Here is a 19,739-nt window from a genome sequence, read left to right on the forward strand (position 1 = left end):
ACTTGTGGGGAGAGCTGTTTAGAATGCCCTGTTTGAGTATCCCACTTAAACAGGGCAAAATTAATGAAGAAGATCCTTCCTTTAGTTATCGCATCTATCCTTTCTGTAACGAGTTTCTCAGCGTTAAGCAAAACGCCAATCGAATACCAACCTAACCAAGTTATTAGTCAGCAGAATGACAAAATGGTGATTAAACACCTGTTGGGTGAAACGTCGGTTACTAAGAACCCTTCAAAAGTTGTTCTATTTGATTTTGGTTTATATGATTCTTTAGTTCAGTTAGGTTTAGCTGATAAAGTGGTGGGGTTACCATTAGGTAATGCGCCTGCTTATATTAAAGAAAGTATTGCAAGTAATGTGGCTAATGTCGGTGGTATGAAAGCGCCTGACTTAGAAAAATTAGCCGAAATTAAACCTGATTTAATTATTATTACGGGTCGACAAGGCGCTTCTTATGAGGCTTTAGCGAAAATTGCACCAACCGTTAACTTAGGCACCAATAGCGCTAATTATCTTGATTCAGTTGAAGCGAATATTAAATTAATGGGAGAGTTGTTTGATAAGCAACAAGCAACCCAAGAGCAACTGACAAAACTGAATACAGTGATTGAGCAGGCTCAGAAAAAAGCGGCAGAGTCTGATAAAAAAGTTTTAGTGTTACTGCATAATGCAGGCAATTTAATGCCAAATAACCAAAGTGTTATTTATGATGTGGTTAAAGTGAAGAAAGCCGAATTACCCCCTGTAGCTGAAGAAGATAAAGATAAACGTCGAGTTGTCACTTCTGAAGTGATCGCAAAAGCAAACCCTGATGTGATTTTCATTGTGGATCGTAGTGAAGCGATTGGTGCTGATAAATTAGAAAAAGCTACTTTTGAAAATGATGAAATTAAAACGACATCTGCTTATAAAAATGGCGATATTGTTTATCTGCAAGCAGATCTTTGGTATCTCTCTGGCGGTGGATTAGACAGCTTAACTAAGCAGATTGAAGCGGTAGAAAGTGCATTCTAAGACTTTTATGATCGTTTTATCATAAATAAAAAATACCCATATTGTGAATAACAGTATGGGTATTTTAAAATTAGCTATTTGAAATCAGCAATATTAAAGAAATAGCTCAAGTAATGAATTTAAGAATAGCTTACCGTGAGGGGTTATTTGCCAGTGAGAGTCAGTTTCACTGATATAACCCAACGCCAAAGCTTCATCTATTTGATGGCGAATCACTTCTTCTGAAAGCCCAGTGTAATCACTGAAATCTTGTCTTGGAAATGCTTCTAATAGGCGAAAACGGTTCATAAAAAATTCAAATGGACGGTCATCATTATCAACAAAATTTTGCTGATCGAGATAGCGACCTTCCATAAAACCTTTAGGGTGCTTGGTTTTTACTGTTCGCATTATGCGACCATCTTCAAAGCTTATTTTCCCATGAGCACCACAACCGATACCTAAATAATCACCAAAACGCCAATAGTTTAGGTTGTGCTCACACTGAAATCCTGGCTTGCAATATGCCGATGTTTCATATTGTTGATAACCTGCTGCTGTCAGTAATTTATCGCCTTCTGAGAAAATATCCCACAGCATATCGTCATCAGGTAATTTAGGTGGGCGAGAGCCAAATTGTGTATTAGGTTCAATGGTTAATTGATACCAAGACAAATGTGGCGGAGATAACGCTATTGCTTGCTGTAAATCCGAAAGCGCTTGAGATAATGATTGGTCTGGTAATCCATGCATTAAATCTAAATTAAAGCTACGTAAGCCTAATTCTTTGGCTAAACGAGCCGCATTTTTAGCTTCATCTGCATCATGAATTCGACCTAAGCGGATAAGCTTGTCGTCGCCAAAACTTTGTACACCAATAGAGATACGATTTACACCAGCACGTTGGAATCCAGCAAAGCGTTCCGCTTCTACGGTTCCTGGGTTAGCTTCCATGGTGATTTCTGCATTGGAGCTAACAGCAATACGCTCTTTCACTCCATAGAGTAAATCAGCCATTGATTCAGCACTTAATAAGCTAGGTGTACCGCCACCAATAAATATTGTCTGGACTTCACGGGAGCCAACGTGAATAAGATCGGCATCTAAGTCATTGAGTAAATGTTGCACATATTCCTTATGTGGTACTTCTCCCTTTAAGGTGTGTGAGTTGAAATCACAATAAGGGCATTTTTGTACACACCAAGGAATATGAATATACAAACTTAATGGGGGCAACTTAAGCATTCTTAAGGGCATCCAACATTAATTTAAGTGCTTTACCACGATGCGAATGCTGATTTTTTTGCTCTTTAGTTAATTGCGCCGCCGTACAATTTAATTCAGGAACAAAGAAAATAGGATCATAGCCAAATCCACCTTCACCGTGCATTTCTGTGCTTAATACACCATGCCATATACCGTGGAAAATCAGCGGAGTTGGATCGTTCTCATGGCGCATATAAACCAATACACAGTTAAATTGCGCTTGGCGTTTTTCAGCAGGTACATCTTTCATTGCATCAAGCAATTTATCCAGATTTTGCTGATCGTTTGCATCAACACCCGCATAGCGTGCTGAGTAAATACCCGGAGCACCGCCTAAAGCATCTACCGAAATACCTGAGTCATCAGCAATGGCTGGAAGACCTGTCACTTTTGCCGCATGACGTGCTTTGATCAGCGCGTTTTCAACAAAGGTTAAGCCCGTTTCCTCCACTGAATCAACACCTAGCTCTGTTTGGGCAACAATATCTAAACCAAAATCAGAAAGCAAAGAGGCTAGCTCTTTGACCTTCCCTGGATTTCCTGTTGCGAGAACGACTTTTTGCATGAGAGTTATCCTTAGTAAAGCGTTACGCTAAGTAGCCATTGTAAAACGTCTACACGCAGATAATTCAAGGCATAAAGTACCAGAATAACAATCATTGCAGAGAAATCTAAGCCACCCATTGCCGGAATTACACGACGAATTGGTGCCATTAAAGGTTCTGTTAATTGAAATAAAAGGTGATCAATTGGATTACGACCTTGGCTTACCCAGCTAAGGATTGCTCGGATAATAATCAACCAGAAAATCATCTTACCTGCTGCTGTGAGCAGTTCAATAAAGGCAAATGGGAACATTAAAGCGAAAGGAATTGATGTTCCTGATAAGTAAGATGGAATAATAATACCAAGCAGAATGAGTATATAGGCTAATAAGACTGACGCGGTATCAATAGGGCCAATAGAAGGAATAACACTTCTTAATGGACGAACAATTGGCTGTGTGATCTTGACGATAAATTGTGAAAAAGGATTATAAAAATCAGCTCTAACACATTGCATCCAAACACGTAATAGAAGTACGGATGTGTAGAGTTGAAGAAGAGTCAGAATGACGAAATTTAAAAAATTCATTAGTTGGCCCTGATGAAATTAAAATTGTTTTTCCATTTCTTGCGCACGTTTAATCGCAGCTTGCATGGCAGAAGCGACGTTTTCAGGTAATTTTCCTTCATAAAACTGCATAAGTGCAGCCGCTGTCGTTCCACCTTTTGATGTTACTTGCTCTCGTAAAGTTGAGAAAGGCAACATATGTTGTTTCTCAGCTAAGGCGGTAGAACCACTTGCGGCTTGCTGCACAATAGCTCTTGCTACTTCAGGAGAAAAACCCAAACGTTCAGCTTCTTGTTGCATTGATTCCATAAACAAGAAGAAATAAGCGGGTGCACTACCAGCAACGGCGATAATATCATTGATGGCAGATTCTTGCTCTACCCAAACAGTTGTTCCGACACTTTTCATTAATTCGTCGGCAAACTGTTTATCTTGAGATGAAAGTGAATTGTGCGCAAACATACCACTTAAGCCTTTACCTACCAGTGCTGGAGTATTTGGCATAATGCGAACAAGCTGTAATTGAGTCGCAAAATAGTCGTTATAACGTGTAGCAGGGATGCCAGCAGCGATAGTAAGGACTAACTTTTTGCTCATATCGATATTTTGTAAGGGCTTACAAACTTCTTCCATCATTTGTGGTTTTACTGCCAGCACAATAACATCCGCTTTTTGAACGGCATCAATATTGTCATTAGTACTATGAATGCCGAACTCTTTTTCTAAAGGTTCACGGCGAACGGCAGAAGGTGAGCTGACGGTTATCTTATGTGCTGGATATCCACCTTGAACCAATCCTGCAATAATGGCCTGAGCCATATTTCCAGCGCCAATAAAAGCGATGTTACGATGTTCCATATAAACCTCTATTTCTACTTAGCCGCGTAATCTCTTGCGCCAAAAATTGCTGTACCAATACGAACGAGTGTTGAACCGCAAGCAATAGCTGCTTCCATATCACTCGTCATTCCCATAGATAACGTATCTATATTGGGATATTGAGATTGTAATTGCTTAAATGCGAGATGCATTTTTTCTAGCACTTCAACTTGTTTGTCATACTTGCTTTCAGGTGCTGGAATAGCCATTAATCCACGTAATTTAATGCCTGAAAGAATAGAAATTTGTGCTGCTAACCCATCAAGCTCACTCAGATTAATACCTGATTTACTATTTTCATCACTGATATTTATTTGAATAAGTACATTCAATGGTGGCAATGAGTCAGGGCGTTGGTCACTTAATCTTTGAGCGATTTTTAATCTATCAATGGTATGGCACCAATCGAAATTCTCAGCAACAAGGCGTGTTTTATTTGACTGTAAAGGGCCGATAAAGTGCCAAACTAAGGTGTGGTTATTAGCAAAATAATGGATTTTATCAACACCTTCTTGGACATAGTTCTCACCAAATTCAGTTTGTCCACATGCTATTGCTTTTTCGATGTCACTCACAGGTTTGGTTTTACTCACTGCAAGTAGTGTTATTTCTTCTGAAGAACGGCCGCATTTCTGCGCTGCTGTGTCAATGTGAGACCTGACATTGACGAGATTCTGTTTAATAGTATTCATGGCAACTCAGGAGATAATAAGATGAAAATGGAAAATTTAATTGCATATAGTGTAAAGCATAACGCTTCGGATCTGCACCTTTGTTGTGGTGATGTACCTCGATTGCGGATCAATGGAATACTTTATCAACAAAATCAATGTAAACCTATCACTTCCGATAGTCTACTCACGTGGCTCAAGCCTTTTTTAAGTGATGCTCAAAAGCAAACTTTTGAGCATGAAGGGCAGGTTGATACGGCACTTACGCTGTCTTGTGGGCAACGACTTCGTATTAATTTATTTCGCCAACAAAAAGGTGTCTCAGCAGTATTAAGAATAATTGAAACACAAATTCCTTCTTTAGATAAACTTCGAGTACCCAAGTCGGTTTCAACATTATTAGATAATTATTCTCATGGACTTATTTTAGTGACTGGCGCAACAGGAAGTGGAAAATCATCGACATTAGCCGCAATGATCAACCATTTAAACCAATATCAACGTCAGCATATTTTGACATTAGAGGATCCTATTGAATTTATACATGGCAATAAGCAAAGCATTGTACAGCAAAGGGAAATAGGGCGAGATGTTCAACATACTGCAAATGCAATAAAGAGTGCTCTACGCCAAGATCCAGATGTCATTATGTTGGGTGAGTTAAGAGATGCACAAAGTATTCAGTTGGCATTAACGGCAGCAGAAACAGGGCATTTGGTGCTGGCAACATTGCATACTCAAGGAGCAGTACAAACGCTTGAGCGCGTCACTAATGTCTTTACAGGTAATGAGCGACAATGGATTTCATCGCAATTAGCGTGCAGTTTAAGGGCGATAATTTCACAAGAGTTAGTGCCTTCAACTGAAGGTGGGCGTGTGGCGTTATTTGAAATAATGCAGGTTACGCAGGGTATTTCACATCTTATAAGAGAAGGAAAATACCACCAAGTGACAACATTAATGCAAACAGGTAGTGAATACGGCATGCAAACCTTCATGTTAAGTCGGCAGCAACGCCAACATGAAGGTTTAATTCAAGCTGAATGATAACTTATAAGTAAAAATAGGTGGGGATCACGAAGTGGAACCTATTTTTTAGGATTGCTGTTCAAACCAGCTTTCAAGAATAATAACGGCAGATGCTGCATCTACACTGCCTTTATCTAAGGAGCGGTAACCACCACGTTCAAAAAGATGAGCGCGAGCTTCTACGGTGCTAAGGCGTTCATCATGCAACGCAATTTGTACACCAAATCGACCATGAAGGCGATTAGCAAACTTTTTAGCTTGAGTTGTGACTAACTGTTCGGTGCCATCCATATTAAGAGGTAAGCCGACAACCACTAAATCAGGTTGCCACTCTTTTATGATTTTTTCGATTTGAGTCCAATCAGGAATACCATCTTTTGCTTTAAATGAGGCTAAAGGTCTAGCGGTTCCTGTAATTTCTTGACCAATAGCGGCACCAATGCTTTTAGTGCCGAAATCAAAGCCCATTACCGTTCTGTTTGACATTATGCGTGACCCGCTATTGGTGAAATGGTGTGGATATTAATCCCAATTAATTCAGCGGCTTTATGCCAACGTTCAGCAATAGGGGTATCAAAAATAATTTGAGGTGAGGCTTCAACTGTTAGCCAACTATTTTCTAAAATCTCTTTCTCTAATTGGCCTTGTTCCCAACTGGAATAACCTAGAGAGACTAATGTTTTTTCTGGTTGCCTTGCTGTACCTAGGGTTTCTAATACATCTTTGGAAGTTGTGATCATTGTGCTGTCACTAATTTTGATGCTAGAACTAAAACCTGAAACTGGAGTATGCAAGATAAAACCATGTTCTTCTGCAACTGGGCCTCCTGACATCACAGGTTTTTGTAAGCTAATTGCTTCGTCTCTATCAGTCGAAAAAATTTCCAATTGATCTAATACTCCTTCCACAGAGATATCTTCGATAGGTTTATTAATAATTAAGCCCATCGCACCGTTTTCATTATGTTCGCAAACATAGACGACCGAGCGTTCAAATAACGGATCGCTTAATGAAGGCATAGCAATAAGAAAATGGTTAAGTAAATTCATAATAGTAGTACTGTTCCCTGATCATTTTTATTAAAAAAACCTAGCCCTTTTATACATTGTATTTCTTAATGTATACCGCTTATTGATTAATATGTGGGGGCTAGGTTCATACTTTTAAACCCGTTAATCTCTGTGTCTAAAAGTTAGTTTTTCTTGTTTAAGCGCACTTCAATAGCATCCATTAACATGCCTGTAATAGAAATATCAGGATAAGCTGCTTCAATTTCACGGGCACAGGTTGGGCTTGTAACGTTAATCTCAGTCAAACGATCGCCAATAACATCTAGTCCGACAAAAATAAGACCTTTTTGTTTAAGAATAGGTGCAACTTGACGCGCAATTGCCCAATCACTTTCTGTTAATGGACGAGCTTCTCCACGACCACCAGCAGCTAAGTTACCTCGCGTTTCGCCTTTTGCAGGAATTCGAGCTAAGCAATAAGGCACTGGTTCGCCATCAACAACAAGGATACGTTTGTCGCCGTTAACGATTTCAGGTAGGAAATTTTGTGCCATACAGAAACGATGACCATGTTCTGTCAATGTTTCAATAATAACACCTACGTTTGGATCATCTTTTTTCAAGCGGAAGATTGATGCACCACCCATACCATCTAGTGGCTTGAAAATAACATCACCGTGTTTTTCATGGAAAGCTCGTAAATGCTTAGCTTCACGAGTGACTAATGTGTCGGGTGTTAATGTCGGGAACCATGCAGTAAAGAGTTTTTCATTACAGTCACGTAAGCTTTGTGGCTTATTGACTATCAGTGTTCCCATATCTTCAGCGCGTTCTAAAATATAGGTTGCGTAGATAAATTCGGTATCAAAAGGCGGATCTTTACGCATTAAAATAGTATCTAATTCACCTAAAGCAATATCCTGCTCTTGGCCAAATTCAAACCATTTTTCTGGGTTCTCTTCTACGCTGAGTAAACGAGTGTGAGCGCGTGCTTCACCTTGGTGTAGGTAAAGATCGTTCATCTCCATATAATGAATTTCCCAGCCACGACGTTGCGCTTCTAATAGCATGGCAAAGCTGGTGTCTTTTTTGATTTTGATGGATGAAATTGGGTCCATCACAATACCTAATTTAATCATTACTTCTCCTTTATCCCAGATCGCCGAACCGAACCTGCAAAGCGGTGATTGCGGTGAGTGCTGTTGTTTCAGTTCTTAATACACGAGGACCTAATAAAATATCAGTAAAATGGTGCTCTGCTGTCATGGCGATTTCTTCAGGAGAAAGTCCACCCTCAGGGCCAATCAATAAGCGCACTTTTTTAACCGGTAAGGGTAAGGTATTAATACTTTGGTTAGCCCTAGGATGTAAATTGAGTTTTAAACTACCATCATCTTGAGCACACCATTCTTCTAATGACATCACTGGCATTAATTGTGGAATGCTATTTCTGCCACATTGCTCACATGCCGAGATAATAATTTTTTGCCATTGCTGATGCTTTTTCTCTAAACGGCTAGGGTCAAGTTTAACACCACAGCGTTCTGAGATCAGTGGAGTGATCGTATTAACACCTAACTCAACTGATTTTTGAATAGTAAACTCCATTTTCTCGCCTCGTGAAAGCACTTGCCCTAAATGGAGGTCGAGAGGGGATTCTTTATCATCAACAATGCCATCATTAATTTGCACAGTGACTGACTTCTTTGTGCTTTCGATAATTTCAGCATCAAATACTTGATTTGAACCATCAAATAGTGCCAGTTTTTGCCCAGTAGACATTCTTAATACACGCCCAACATGATTAGATGCTTCTTCATCTAATGCTGTTTGAGTACCTGCTGTGAGTGGTTCTGGATGATAAATGCGAGGAATACGCATAACGTGAAACCCTTACGTAAAAGATGGTTAACCGTGATAAATAAAATATGTGATATGCATCATACGCATGACATTATGGCATGCAAGTTATCACTTTGCTTTTATCGTTAGTATAGCGCGGATCTTATTGCGTGTTTTGTCGCAAAATTTCATGTTTTCATTGTTATTATAAAGAAAATTCTCGGTATTAAATGGAGACTCTTATACAGTCGTTTAACAGGGATAACGAGGTATCTAAGGAGTAGATATTTATGCCATTAAGCCGTTGTTGTTTTATAAAAACACCTTTACTCTCTTTTTTGAATGAGTTTCTTGTTTTTATTAAGTTTTGTCTGCCTTTTTTACTATTATTTTTGTTACCTAAAACCCGTCGTAAACAACTTGCTATAAGTTATATTATTATTTGTTTATATTGGTTTTTTTCAATTTATTCGCTTTCTTTATTGATAATACTTTCTGTATTAAGCTTTTATTTATTAATGCTCTCTTTCTTTGATGCTGACTATTTTCTTTTGCCTAATACATTGACTTATTGGCTAATATTTTTAGGGCTATCGTGCAATTACACAACCTTTGGGCTAGTACCTTTTGATCATGCTTTTTATGGTTTTTTAGGTGGTGCAGGGCTTTTTTATGGCATCTATTTATGGGGATATTTGATCTATCAAAAATGTGTTTTAGGTTTTGGTGATGTGAAACTATTTAGTGCGATAGGTGCATGGTGTGGATTTGAAAAATTACCTCATATTTTATTACTCGGCTCTTTGTTGGGATTAAGTGTGTATTGCGGAGTATTGCTCACAACGAAAGAGTTTTTAAAAAAAGTAGCATTTGGCTCTTGTCTTTCATTTTCAACATTAATGATATTAGGTTTTTATTTTTCGTCTTATAACTCCTTTAATTAGTTGATTTCAATCTGTTCTGGTTAGGCATTTATAACAAAAAATATAATAGTAAAAATCGAAATAAAGAAGGCAGTGTGCGGAAATTAATCAGCACACTGAAAAGAAGATTATAGATTTTCTTTTATAAATTGCTGCCAACGTTTTCTATCACCTAAATATTTTTCAATCGATATCAGGCGATAACCTTGGTTATCTTCAATAAATAAAGTCGGAAAACCACGACCATTAACTTGGTGTATTAATTGTTGTGTTTGGTTTAAATGTTGCTGAACTTGGTTATTGCTGATGTCAGATAATAAGGATGCAAATTGTTCAACATCAAAGCCAAGTTTTTTCACAATAAATAGCAGTGTGTCTTTGTCACTGATATTTAAACCATCAAGATAATAGGCCTCTTGTAATGCTTTTAGTAAATAAACATCACGGTTTCCCATTTTTTCGGCAACAAGAATAGCTGAAATAGGTAGCAGTGAATTTAATACCATCTCCGTATTACCAAGGCAATCACGATACGCATGACTAAAAACTTGGCCAGATAATTGACTAATACGGTCATCAATTGGCGTGACATGCTCTTTCCATGATTGACCACCCGTTACTACTCTTGCGGGTGTAAACAATCCACCACCATGTAGCTTAATGGAATGTGGAAATGCATTGCTTACTGCTTCAATCAAAGGGGCAATGCCGTAGCACCAACCACAAAGAGGATCATAAATATAGTGCAATATTTTAGTACCTTGGGTATTACCTGTATTGCTTGCTACTGAGGCCACTGCATCTCTCCTTTTAGTACTTTTGCACTAAGCTCTAGGCTTGATTTATCTGCTAAATTCTGATGATTTTTTTCCATTGCTGCAATAAATTCATCTGAATTTTTTGTCTTTTCAAGATTTTTCTCAGCTTCAATTAGGTAATTCATTGTGAAGTCAACAGCTTGTAGGTCATATGTTGCTTTTGGTAAATAGTGACCAGGAATAACGGTTTTTGGGGATAGTGATTTTATTTGCTGCAATGCACTAACCCAATGTTGGCGTTCTGCCACAGTTTGGGTATCAGCCAACCAAACATGAATATTTTCAGAAACTAAAACACCACCCATTACTGCATTAAGTTTTGGAACATAAAGGTATGTTCTATCTGGAGATTGTCCGTCTAAGCCTTTGACTGAAATGGTTTCGCCTTCTAAAGAAAAACTATCACCTTTTAGTTCTTCAGGAATGATAATTTTCTGAGGGGCATTTTCTTTAAGCACAGGCCCCCAGTAGGCAAGTTTTCCTGCTTGTGTTTCATTAATGGCTTTAATTGTGGGGGCGGTTGCAATCACTTTGGCATTTGGAAATGCATTAGTAATGACATCTAACCCAAAATAAAAATCAGGATCAGAATGGCTGATATAGATATAAGTCAGGTTTTTTCCAGAGGCTTTTATTTTATCAACCAGCGCTTGTGCATCATTTTTTTGAAATTGTGCATCAATTAATACGGCATCTTTATCGCCATAAATAATTTCAGAAGAGACAGGAAAAACACTCGCTTCTCCTGGGTTATAAATATCTAATGTTAAATCAGTTGCTAGCGCTGATGTTGCGAAGAATGCGGTAGTTGCAAGTGTTAAAGGAAGTAATTTTTTCATCTTTTGTTTTCTCCATAATGTTGTTGCTGACTATAATATGTTGCATAAAACAAGAGAAAAACCCTATTTTAGGCAATTGATTGTTGCGTAAATCGAGTAAATGAAATGGATAAAATAAAAGCATCAGAAGTGTTTGTAACCATTGTGAAGCAGGGAAGCATGATAAAAGCTGCTGATTATCTAGGTATGTCTAGAGCGATGGTGACGCGATATTTAAATGAAATGGAAGAGTGGGCAGGGGTGCGTTTATTGCATAGAACGACACGCAAACAAAGCCTAACATCAGTAGGTGAAATGGTATATGAACAGAGTTTACAGCTATTAGAAATGGCTGAACGTATTCCTGCCAATATTCCGAAAGAACGTCATCAAATCAGTGGGCTTGTTCGTATTACCAGTTCACAATCATTAGCAAATAGCATTTTGTCAGTGGCGATATGCGAGTTTATGCAACGTTATCCTTTAATTGCGGTTGATTTACAAATTACCAATCAAACCGTGAATTTGGTAGAAGAACGAATTGATATTGCATTGCGTATTACGAATCACCTTGAGCCTAATTTAATCGCACGCTCATTAGCGACATGTCTTTCAGTGGTGTGTGCTCATAAAGATTACTTAGCAAAAAAAGGTATACCTCAAACGCCAGATGAGCTTGCGCAGCATCAATGTTTAACTTACCGATTTTTTGGTCGTAGCTTGTGGGAATTTAATTTAGGTGATGAACGTTATTCAGTCCCTGTTGGCGGTAATTTAAGTGCAAATGAATCAGTTGTTTTATTGCAAGCTACGTTAAAAGGAGTCGGCATATCGCTACAACCTTATTATTCAGCCAAACCTTATCTTGAAAGCGGTGAATTAGAACAAGTTTTGGCTAACTATCAAGCTTTGCCGATGGGGATTTATGCAGTTTTAGCGAGTCGGCAAAATATGCCCGCAGCTGTCAGAGTATTGTTGGATTTCTTAGTTGAGTGGTTTTCATCATCACCTTACTGGCTTGCTTTATCGGGTAAAAGCTTGGGTTAATTGCTTAGGGTAATCTGATAATGTCTCTTTCATCACATCAATAAAATAGGAAACAAGTTGTGATGACGGGCGATGTGTTGGAGTAATTAAGCTGATGGTAAAGGGGATAGAAAAGCTTAAAGGACGAAGACAAATAGACTTATCTAAGTAATCAAGTGCGGTAATCGGGTTAACAATTGAAATGCCGATATTTTCACTCACCATTGCACAAATAGAGGCGGCGCTTTGTGTTTCCATCACTAGCTGTCGTGTAATTCCATCTTTAATAAAAACGGTATCAATCAATTGTCGGTAGCTATCATTGGCAGACAAGCTAATAAAACGCTGGCTTTGAAAATCAGCAGGATTTAACAATGGCTTTTTACACAATGGGTGTGATTTTGGCAAAACTGCAACTTCATTGAGTGTGAGTAGCGTTTCTTGTCGCGTTCCTGCTGGCGTTTGAGTGTGTTCAGTCAATCCTAAATCATAATGTTGAGCCGATAACCACTCCTCTAATAATGGGGATTCTTGCGGAACAATGGTTAAGTTAACATCAGGATATGTATCTAGAAATTGTCGGCAAATTGAAGGTAATAATGACTGAGCAAATGCGGGCAAGCAGGTGATATTCAATTCTGCTTGGTTAAAATGGCGAATATTTTCAGCTGCGTTAATTATTCTATCTAAGCCATAATAAGAACGCTGTACTTCCTCAAAAAAGCGTAACCCTTCAGTTGTGGGTTGTAAACGGCCTTTTATTCTATCAAATAATTTAAATGCTAATAGATGCTCAAGACGAGATAACTCTCTACTGACAGTGGGTTGTGATGTTTTCAGTAACTCTGCGGCTTCAGTTAGATTCTGAGTGGTCATTACTGCATGAAAAATTTCAATATGCCGCCAATTAAAAGGAGCTTTCATTGTCTATTCCTATATCACGGATGAATAGAGTGTAGCTTATTTGATATTTTTATTCCCTTGTAAGTTAATAAATAATGAATTTATTCCCCCGTGATTTTTATGAGTAGATAACATGACAATATCAATAACTATGGCTCAATACCAATTAGCACAAACTTATGGAACGCCATTATGGATTTATCAAGGCGATACGATTTCTCAGCGTATTGCTCAGCTTAAATCTTTTGATGTGGTTCGTTTTGCTCAAAAAGCCTGCTCCAATATTCATATCTTACGTTTAATGAAAGCACAGGGTGTTAAAGTTGACTCTGTTTCATTAGGAGAGATTGAACGTGCTTTAGTTGCGGGTTATCAAGGAGGTAGAGAAAAAAGTGAGATTGTCTTTACGGCTGATTTACTTGATGAAAAAACCATTGAGCGTGTTGTTGAATTGGATATTCCTGTTAATGCTGGCTCCATTGATATGCTTCGTCAATTAGGTAAACGCAATCAAGGGCATGCGGTTTGGATAAGAATTAATCCTGGATTTGGTCATGGACATAGCCAAAAAACCAATACAGGCGGAGAAAACAGTAAGCATGGTATTTGGTATGAAGATGTGCCTGAAGCGTTAGCTGTGATCCAACAATACAATTTAACGCTAGTTGGTTTTCATATGCATATTGGCTCTGGTGTTGATTATCAACACCTTTCTAGTGTCTGTGATGCAATGGTAGAGCAAGTGCTTACCTCTCAAGTTGATATTCAGGCTATTTCGGCAGGAGGCGGATTATCAACGCCTTATCAAGAGGGTGATGCGACAGTCGATTTGGATCATTATTTTTCTTTATGGGATAAGGCTCGTCAGCGTATTGCACAACAGTTAGGACATTCTGTTGAGTTAGAAATCGAGCCAGGACGTTTTTTAGTGGCTGAGTCAGGGGTATTGATTTCACAAGTGAGAGCCGTTAAATCAATGGGAAGTCGTCATTATGTGCTGGTGGATGCTGGATTTAGTGATTTAATGCGCCCTGCAATGTATGGCAGTTATCATCAAATTTCAGTTTTAGATAGCCATGGTCAAATAAAACCAATGACAGAATTACAAGAGACGATTGTGGCTGGTCCTTTGTGTGAATCTGGAGATGTTTTTACTCAGCAGGAGGGAGGCACTGTTGTTCCTCGTTTATTACCTCAAGCACAGGTAGGTGATTATTTAGTTATTCATGATACTGGAGCTTATGGTGCTTCAATGTCATCAAATTATAATAGCCGACCACTTATTCCTGAAGTGTTGATAACAGAGGGCGTTCCCCAATTAATTCGTCGTCGTCAAACAATAGAAGAGTTATTAGCGTTGGAATTAGATCTCTAATTCATTTTTTTATTAAATATGCTTTCATTGAAAAATAAAAAACACCTCATGACAATTTTAGTGATGAGGTGTTTGTGTTTTATAGGGAAACATCTTCCCCTATATATTTTTAAGCGGCTTTATCTGTTTTGAGATTGTCAGCTTTCTGCTTTTTTGCAGGTACCGCCAATGCATCAAAGTCAAACTCATCAACATTGATACTCCGTAAGCGACTCTGTTCTGCTTTACGTAAGATATCGGCTTCTTCTTGAGTTACTCGTTTATCAGCCAGTGCTTTATCCGCTAATTTATCTAATTGAGTAAAGCTAAATTTCTTCTCATAGAGGCGGCAAATGCGGTCGAAAATAGGCTCAGCAGCTAAGATATCCAGTAGTGCTTCTTCCATTAAACCATGTGGATTATGCTCGCTCGGTGTTAAGTACTGACCTCTACCAATGCGATCACGAGTCTCAGACGGTTGTTGGATAAGTTGTGCTACTTTGCTATCTAATTTATCTGATGGTAATTTTTGAGCTTTACCTAGTGGGAAAATAATTGCACGCATGGTGCCTGCGATAACACGGCTTGGAAAATTGCGTAGCAGTTCATCAATTGCATTTTCAGCTTGGTATAAGCACTCTTTTACGCTCCAATGTACGAGAGGTAAATCCGCGGTATGGCGACCTTCATCTTCATAACGCTTAAGCGCGGCAGAAGCGAGAAAAATATGACTTAATATGTCACCTAAACGTGCTGAAATACGCTCACGACGTTTTAAGCTTCCACCTAAAACTCCCATTGAAACATCAGACAATAGCGCCATATTGGCACTTAGGCGGTTAATTTGTTGATAATAACGACGGGTTTCATCATTAGTAGGAGAATTACTTAATCGACCATTAGTGATACCCAACCACAAACTACGTAAAGTATTACTTGCCACATGACCAATATGACCAAATAAAGCGCGGTCAAAATCATGTAGGTTATTGTCTCGTGCTGCTGCAATTTCATCTAATACATAAGGATGACAACGGATAGCACCTTGACCATAAATGATCATGCTACGAGTTAAAATATTGGCACCTTCAACAGTGATGGCAATTGGAGAGCCTTGATAAGAACGTGCGACAAAGTTTGATGGTCCAAGGCAGATCCCTTTACCACCCACGATATCCATTGCATCGATAACGCCACGTTGCGCTCGGTGAGTACAGTGATATTTGACGATAGCTGATAATACGGCGGGTTTTTCTCCTAGCATAATACCCGTAGTAATTAAGGTCGCTGCAGAATCTAAAAGATAGGCGTTACCAGCCAGACGTGCTAATGGCTCTTCAATACCTTCCATTTTGCCAATTGGAATTTTGAACTGACGACGGATACGAGAATAAGCACCAGCTGCCATTGCCACACTTTTTAATCCACCAGTAGAATTTGAAGGCAGAGTAATCCCTCGACCTACAGAGAGACATTCCACCAGCATTCTCCAACCTTGACCTGCCATTTTTGGCCCACCGATGATGTAATCGATAGGAACAAAAACATCTTTACCACGAGTTGGCCCATTCATAAATGGTACGTTCAATGGGAAATGACGATGACCGATTTCAACACCTTTGACATTAGTTGGAATTAACGCGCAGGTAATGCCTGGGTTCTCGTCATTACTTAATAGATGGTCAGGATCGCGTAATTTAAATGCTAATCCTAATACGGTCGCGATAGGAGCAAGAGTGATATAGCGTTTATTCCATGTTAAACGAAGGCCAAGCACTTGCTCTCCTTGCCATTCACCCATACAGACAACACCACTATCAGGAATAGCTCCTGCATCGGAACCCGCTTCAGGGCTTGTTAAGGCGAAACAAGGAATCTCATCCCCTTTGGCTAAGCCTGGTAAATAGCGTTTTTTCTGTTCATCAGTACCGTAGTGTTGCAGTAGCTCACCAGGACCTAAAGAGTTAGGTACACCAACGGTGATGGCTAAAATACCAGACACTCCTGACAGCTTTTGCAATACGCGTGATTGAGCGTAGGCTGAAAACTCTAACCCGCCGTACTCTTTTTTAATGATCATCGCAAAGAAGCGATTATCTTTAAGGTATTGCCAGATTTCAGGAGGTAAATCAGCTAATTCATGAGTGATTTCAAAGTCATTTGTCATGCGACAAACTTCTTCGACTGGGCCATCAAGGAAAGCTTGCTCTTCAGCTGTTAGCTGTGGTTTAGGGTAATTATGAAGTTGTTTCCAGTCGGGAGCACCACGGAACAACTCACCTTCCCACCATGTTGTACCTGCATCAATAGCTTCTTGTTCTGTTTTAGACATAGAAGGCATGACTTTTTGAAATGCTTTAAGTGCAGGTACTGAGATATAGGCTCTACGAATAGAAGGAATAGTAAAGGGTAATAAAACCAATGCAACGGGAAGGAGTAACCAGTAACTCCAAATATTGGCGACACCCATGACTAATGTATAAGCAATAAGCGCGAGGCTACTTACCGCGATACTGAATTTGCGATAACTAAGTAAGCCAATAAGAACGATAAAAAGTACGATACTGAGTAGTGTCATAATAAACTCCTGTATTTAGCAAGAGATCAGAGGTCAGACCTGTTGTTTGTTATTTAGATCTAATCTAGTCACTAACTTTTATCAATATATTTACATTCTAATTACAATATAGCTCACAAATTATTCGTAAATGAGAGAAGTTAGCATTTGTCTATAATAGGCATCTTCTTTCATGACATTTAATCCGTTACACTGAGAAACAGAAAATTTCGATTACCCTTTCTGGAGTAAAAATCCTATGTACCAAGATCTTATCCGTGGTGAATTAACAGAAGCAGCAGATACGCTATCTCGCTTTCTTCAAGATGACGCAAATATTGAAGCTATCCAAAAAGCTGCGGTGTTATTAGCAGATTCTTTCAAAGCAGGCGGTAAAGTATTATCTTGCGGTAATGGTGGCTCTCATTGTGATGCAATGCATTTTGCAGAAGAGCTAACTGGGCGCTATCGTGAAAATCGCCCTGGTTATCCTGCCATTGCTATTTCAGATGTAAGCCATATCTCATGTGTAAGTAATGATTTTGGCTATGAATATATCTTTTCTCGCTATGTTGAAGCTGTGGGTAAAGAAGGTGACGTTCTGCTGGGTATTTCAACCTCAGGCAATTCAGGCAATATCATCAAAGCAATTAGTGCTGCGCGTGAGAAAGGCATGAAAGTCATTACGCTAACGGGTAAAGATGGCGGAAAAATGGACGGTACAGCAGATATTGAAATTCGTGTACCTCATTTCGGTTACGCTGATCGTATTCAAGAAATTCATATTAAAGTTATCCATATTCTGATCCAATTAATTGAAAAAGAAATGGAAAAATAATTTGTTGATATTGCTATAAATTAGCAAGAAACATCGGCAAGAAGGAGTGAGCGATGTGTGAGTTGTTAGGCATGAGTGCAAATGTACCGACAGATATTAATTTCAGTCTAAGTGGATTAATTCCAAGAGGTGGTAAGACAGGGCCTCATAAAGATGGTTGGGGAATTACTTTCTACGAAGGGTTGGGATGTCGTACATTTAAAGATCCTCAAGCTAGTGCAATTTCACCAGTCGCTCGCTTTGTTCAAGAATACCCGATTAAATCAGAGGCTGTGATCGCTCATATTCGTCAAGCGAATCGAGGTAATGTCTCTTTAGAAAATACCCATCCTTTTACTCGTGAATTATGGGGAAAAAACTGGACTTATGCACATAATGGTCAACTAAAAGGTTATCAATCTCTTGATACGGGGCGTTTTAGAGCCATAGGGCAGACGGATAGTGAAAAAGCTTTTTGCTGGATCTTAAATCAGCTCGAAAATCGTTATAAAAGAACCCCTGTGAATTGGCCTGCTGTATTTCGTTTTATCGCTGTTTTAGCCTCTCAATTAAAGCAAAAAGGGGTTTTTAATATGCTGTTGTCAGATGGTCGATTTGTAATGGCATATTGTTCAACTAATTTACATTGGATCACGCGTAAAGCACCTTTCGGCAAAGCCAAATTACTTGATCAAGATGTAGAAATCGATTTCCAACAACACACACAATCAGATGATGTGGTTTCTGTTATTTCAACATTACCATTGACTGGAAATGAATCTTGGCAGCGTATTCCCGCTGGTGAGTTTGTCTTATTTGATCGTGGTGTGCGTATTCTGTAACCATTTGCTTTCACTATTTTGCGATAAGCTAAGGACAGGGTTTACACTATTAGGTGAAGTCAAAGTGCTATTAACGAAATAACGTCCATTTTGAACGGTAACAGATGGGATTTGTTTGCGTTCTTCAACATATTGGTAGGCTGGCATAAGCTGTTGCCAGAAATCCATATCTTTTGAATACTGATGTTTCTTCATATTTTCAGTGGTCATTTTAAATGGAAAAATATGAATATTAATCGTAGATTGACCACCTTGTAGCGCCAATTCAGCATACTGATAAATTTCATCCATCACAGAATCTGTCATTGCATAGCAACCAACCGATTTACAAGCCCCGTGGATCATTAAAAAATCGCCAGTGTATCCTTTTGATTTATCATATTGATTAGGAAATCCTAGGTTGATAGCTCGGTAAAATCGACTGTTCGGATTTAATTGTGAGAAATTAACCTGATAAAAACCCTCGGGGCTTTTTAAATCACCTTGAAACTTTTTAGGTCCAAGGCCTCCAGAATAGCTACAAATGGGGTAAGTACGTACTTTTTCTAATTGCCCATCTAATTTTTCCGTATAAAGTTCAAGTAAGCTTTCTTCTTTGAAAATCTGAATATAGATAGGCTGACCTGTACTTTTTTTAACAGGTTTCATTAGAAAACTTGAATTATTTTCAGCGTTAACAAATAAAGAAATTAACATTAATGTTAAAAAACTGATTAGTTGTTTTGCGTGACTGGTCATGGTTTTATCAGAAAAATAGCTTAAAATTTGTTGATAAAGTAGATCGTAGATTGCTATGAAGCAATAAATTTGTAAATTAAAATCTGATATGGTTTCTTTTCTTTTACAAAATATTCTGTATGAAATTTAAGCGCTCGTCG

The 19,739-nt window shown here is 38.6% G+C and carries 21 protein-coding genes; 7 read left to right on the forward strand and 14 right to left on the reverse strand.

The genetic code is table 11. The features are described 5' to 3' along the window. Window positions 1-63: 63 nt before the first annotated feature. Entirely contained in the window at window positions 64-1,014 is a 951-nt protein-coding gene (locus tag ABN212_RS02255) for a siderophore ABC transporter substrate-binding protein (RefSeq protein WP_198620995.1), read from the forward strand. A 93-nt stretch (window positions 1,015-1,107) separates the two neighbouring features. Here the strand turns inward: ABN212_RS02255 and hemW are convergent, their stop codons facing one another. Genes hemW through ABN212_RS02280 form a run of 5 tightly spaced genes read right to left on the reverse strand, consistent with a single transcriptional unit; the run spans window position 1,108 to window position 4,943 of the window. Further along, complete coding sequence (hemW, locus tag ABN212_RS02260) at window positions 1,108-2,238, reverse strand: radical SAM family heme chaperone HemW (RefSeq protein ID WP_198630193.1); 1,131 nt, start codon at window positions 2,236-2,238, stop codon at window positions 1,108-1,110. Beyond that, window positions 2,231-2,824, reverse strand: coding sequence for an XTP/dITP diphosphatase (locus tag ABN212_RS02265; protein ID WP_160230042.1), 594 nt, complete (start codon window positions 2,822-2,824; stop codon window positions 2,231-2,233). Before ABN212_RS02265 ends, hemW begins: the two co-directional genes overlap by 8 nt. Before the next feature lie 11 nt (window positions 2,825-2,835). Then, window positions 2,836-3,393 carry a YggT family protein gene (locus ABN212_RS02270; RefSeq protein ID WP_196534281.1) on the reverse strand — a complete coding sequence of 186 codons (558 nt, stop codon included), beginning with the start codon at window positions 3,391-3,393 and terminating at the stop codon, window positions 2,836-2,838. Window positions 3,394-3,411: 18 nt separating this feature from the next. Continuing rightward, on the reverse strand, window positions 3,412-4,230 hold the full coding sequence (gene proC, locus ABN212_RS02275; protein WP_109373901.1) for a pyrroline-5-carboxylate reductase: 819 nt from the start codon (window positions 4,228-4,230) through the stop codon (window positions 3,412-3,414). Between the two features lie 14 nt (window positions 4,231-4,244). Beyond that, entirely contained in the window at window positions 4,245-4,943 is a 699-nt protein-coding gene (locus tag ABN212_RS02280; RefSeq protein ID WP_196534280.1) for a YggS family pyridoxal phosphate-dependent enzyme, read from the reverse strand. A gap of 21 nt (window positions 4,944-4,964) precedes the next feature. On the opposite strand from ABN212_RS02280, the gene ABN212_RS02285 reads away from it, so the two are divergent. Continuing rightward, a complete protein-coding gene (locus tag ABN212_RS02285; RefSeq protein WP_198626076.1) occupies window positions 4,965-5,969 on the forward strand; it encodes a type IV pilus twitching motility protein PilT in 1,005 nt (334 codons plus the stop codon). 48 nt (window positions 5,970-6,017) lie between these two features. On the opposite strand, the gene ruvX is transcribed toward ABN212_RS02285, so the two are convergent. From ruvX to rsmE, 4 genes are all read right to left on the reverse strand, one after another. Beyond that, window positions 6,018-6,437 carry a Holliday junction resolvase RuvX gene (gene ruvX / locus ABN212_RS02290; RefSeq protein ID WP_198620992.1) on the reverse strand — a complete coding sequence of 140 codons (420 nt, stop codon included), beginning with the start codon at window positions 6,435-6,437 and terminating at the stop codon, window positions 6,018-6,020. After that, entirely contained in the window at window positions 6,437-7,000 is a 564-nt protein-coding gene (locus ABN212_RS02295; protein ID WP_023581015.1) for a YqgE/AlgH family protein, read from the reverse strand. The genes ruvX and ABN212_RS02295 overlap by 1 nt, the downstream gene beginning before the upstream one ends. A 143-nt stretch (window positions 7,001-7,143) precedes the next feature. Next, on the reverse strand, window positions 7,144-8,100 hold the full coding sequence (gshB, locus tag ABN212_RS02300; RefSeq protein ID WP_109373905.1) for a glutathione synthase: 957 nt from the start codon (window positions 8,098-8,100) through the stop codon (window positions 7,144-7,146). Window positions 8,101-8,110: 10 nt separating this feature from the next. After that, window positions 8,111-8,842, reverse strand: coding sequence for a 16S rRNA (uracil(1498)-N(3))-methyltransferase (rsmE, locus tag ABN212_RS02305; RefSeq protein ID WP_196534276.1), 732 nt, complete (start codon window positions 8,840-8,842; stop codon window positions 8,111-8,113). Window positions 8,843-9,093: 251 nt separating this feature from the next. On the opposite strand from rsmE, the gene ABN212_RS02310 reads away from it, so the two are divergent. After that, window positions 9,094-9,747: an A24 family peptidase gene (locus ABN212_RS02310; protein WP_349442805.1), complete on the forward strand. Its 654-nt coding sequence runs from the start codon at window positions 9,094-9,096 to the stop codon at window positions 9,745-9,747. Between the two features lie 107 nt (window positions 9,748-9,854). On the opposite strand, the gene ABN212_RS02315 is transcribed toward ABN212_RS02310, so the two are convergent. Together ABN212_RS02315 and ABN212_RS02320 are read right to left on the reverse strand one after the other, a co-directional pair. Further along, window positions 9,855-10,523: a DsbA family protein gene (locus tag ABN212_RS02315; RefSeq protein ID WP_349442806.1), complete on the reverse strand. Its 669-nt coding sequence runs from the start codon at window positions 10,521-10,523 to the stop codon at window positions 9,855-9,857. Further along, complete coding sequence (locus tag ABN212_RS02320; RefSeq protein WP_349442807.1) at window positions 10,511-11,383, reverse strand: MBL fold metallo-hydrolase; 873 nt, start codon at window positions 11,381-11,383, stop codon at window positions 10,511-10,513. Before ABN212_RS02320 ends, ABN212_RS02315 begins: the two co-directional genes overlap by 13 nt. Window positions 11,384-11,488: 105 nt before the next feature. Between ABN212_RS02320 and ABN212_RS02325 the strand changes: the two genes are divergently transcribed. Beyond that, the gene (locus ABN212_RS02325) at window positions 11,489-12,409 is read left to right on the forward strand and encodes a LysR family transcriptional regulator (protein ID WP_198620987.1); all 921 of its coding nucleotides are present in this window, start codon (window positions 11,489-11,491) and stop codon (window positions 12,407-12,409) included. Here ABN212_RS02325 and ABN212_RS02330 read toward each other — a convergent pair. Beyond that, window positions 12,386-13,312, reverse strand: a complete 927-nt coding sequence (locus tag ABN212_RS02330) for a LysR family transcriptional regulator (RefSeq protein WP_198620986.1) — start codon at window positions 13,310-13,312, stop codon at window positions 12,386-12,388. The two genes, ABN212_RS02325 and ABN212_RS02330, sit on opposite strands and share 24 nt — an antisense overlap. A 112-nt stretch (window positions 13,313-13,424) precedes the next feature. On the opposite strand from ABN212_RS02330, the gene lysA reads away from it, so the two are divergent. Beyond that, window positions 13,425-14,666: a diaminopimelate decarboxylase gene (gene lysA / locus ABN212_RS02335; protein WP_198620985.1), complete on the forward strand. Its 1,242-nt coding sequence runs from the start codon at window positions 13,425-13,427 to the stop codon at window positions 14,664-14,666. A 109-nt stretch (window positions 14,667-14,775) separates the two neighbouring features. On the opposite strand, the gene fadE is transcribed toward lysA, so the two are convergent. Beyond that, complete coding sequence (fadE, locus tag ABN212_RS02340) at window positions 14,776-17,223, reverse strand: acyl-CoA dehydrogenase FadE (protein WP_198620984.1); 2,448 nt, start codon at window positions 17,221-17,223, stop codon at window positions 14,776-14,778. Between the two features lie 238 nt (window positions 17,224-17,461). Between fadE and lpcA the strand changes: the two genes are divergently transcribed. Both lpcA and ABN212_RS02350 read left to right on the forward strand, forming a co-directional pair. After that, complete coding sequence (lpcA, locus tag ABN212_RS02345; protein ID WP_006534804.1) at window positions 17,462-18,040, forward strand: D-sedoheptulose 7-phosphate isomerase; 579 nt, start codon at window positions 17,462-17,464, stop codon at window positions 18,038-18,040. A gap of 53 nt (window positions 18,041-18,093) precedes the next feature. Continuing rightward, window positions 18,094-18,861 carry a class II glutamine amidotransferase gene (locus tag ABN212_RS02350; protein ID WP_100158656.1) on the forward strand — a complete coding sequence of 256 codons (768 nt, stop codon included), beginning with the start codon at window positions 18,094-18,096 and terminating at the stop codon, window positions 18,859-18,861. Here ABN212_RS02350 and ABN212_RS02355 read toward each other — a convergent pair. Beyond that, complete coding sequence (locus ABN212_RS02355) at window positions 18,832-19,599, reverse strand: L,D-transpeptidase family protein (RefSeq protein ID WP_198620983.1); 768 nt, start codon at window positions 19,597-19,599, stop codon at window positions 18,832-18,834. The two genes, ABN212_RS02350 and ABN212_RS02355, sit on opposite strands and share 30 nt — an antisense overlap. Between the last annotated feature and the right edge of the window lie 140 nt (window positions 19,600-19,739).

Origin of the sequence: Proteus genomosp. 6 (assembly GCF_040139785.1) — a bacterium.
Lineage (GTDB): Bacteria > Pseudomonadota > Gammaproteobacteria > Enterobacterales > Enterobacteriaceae > Proteus.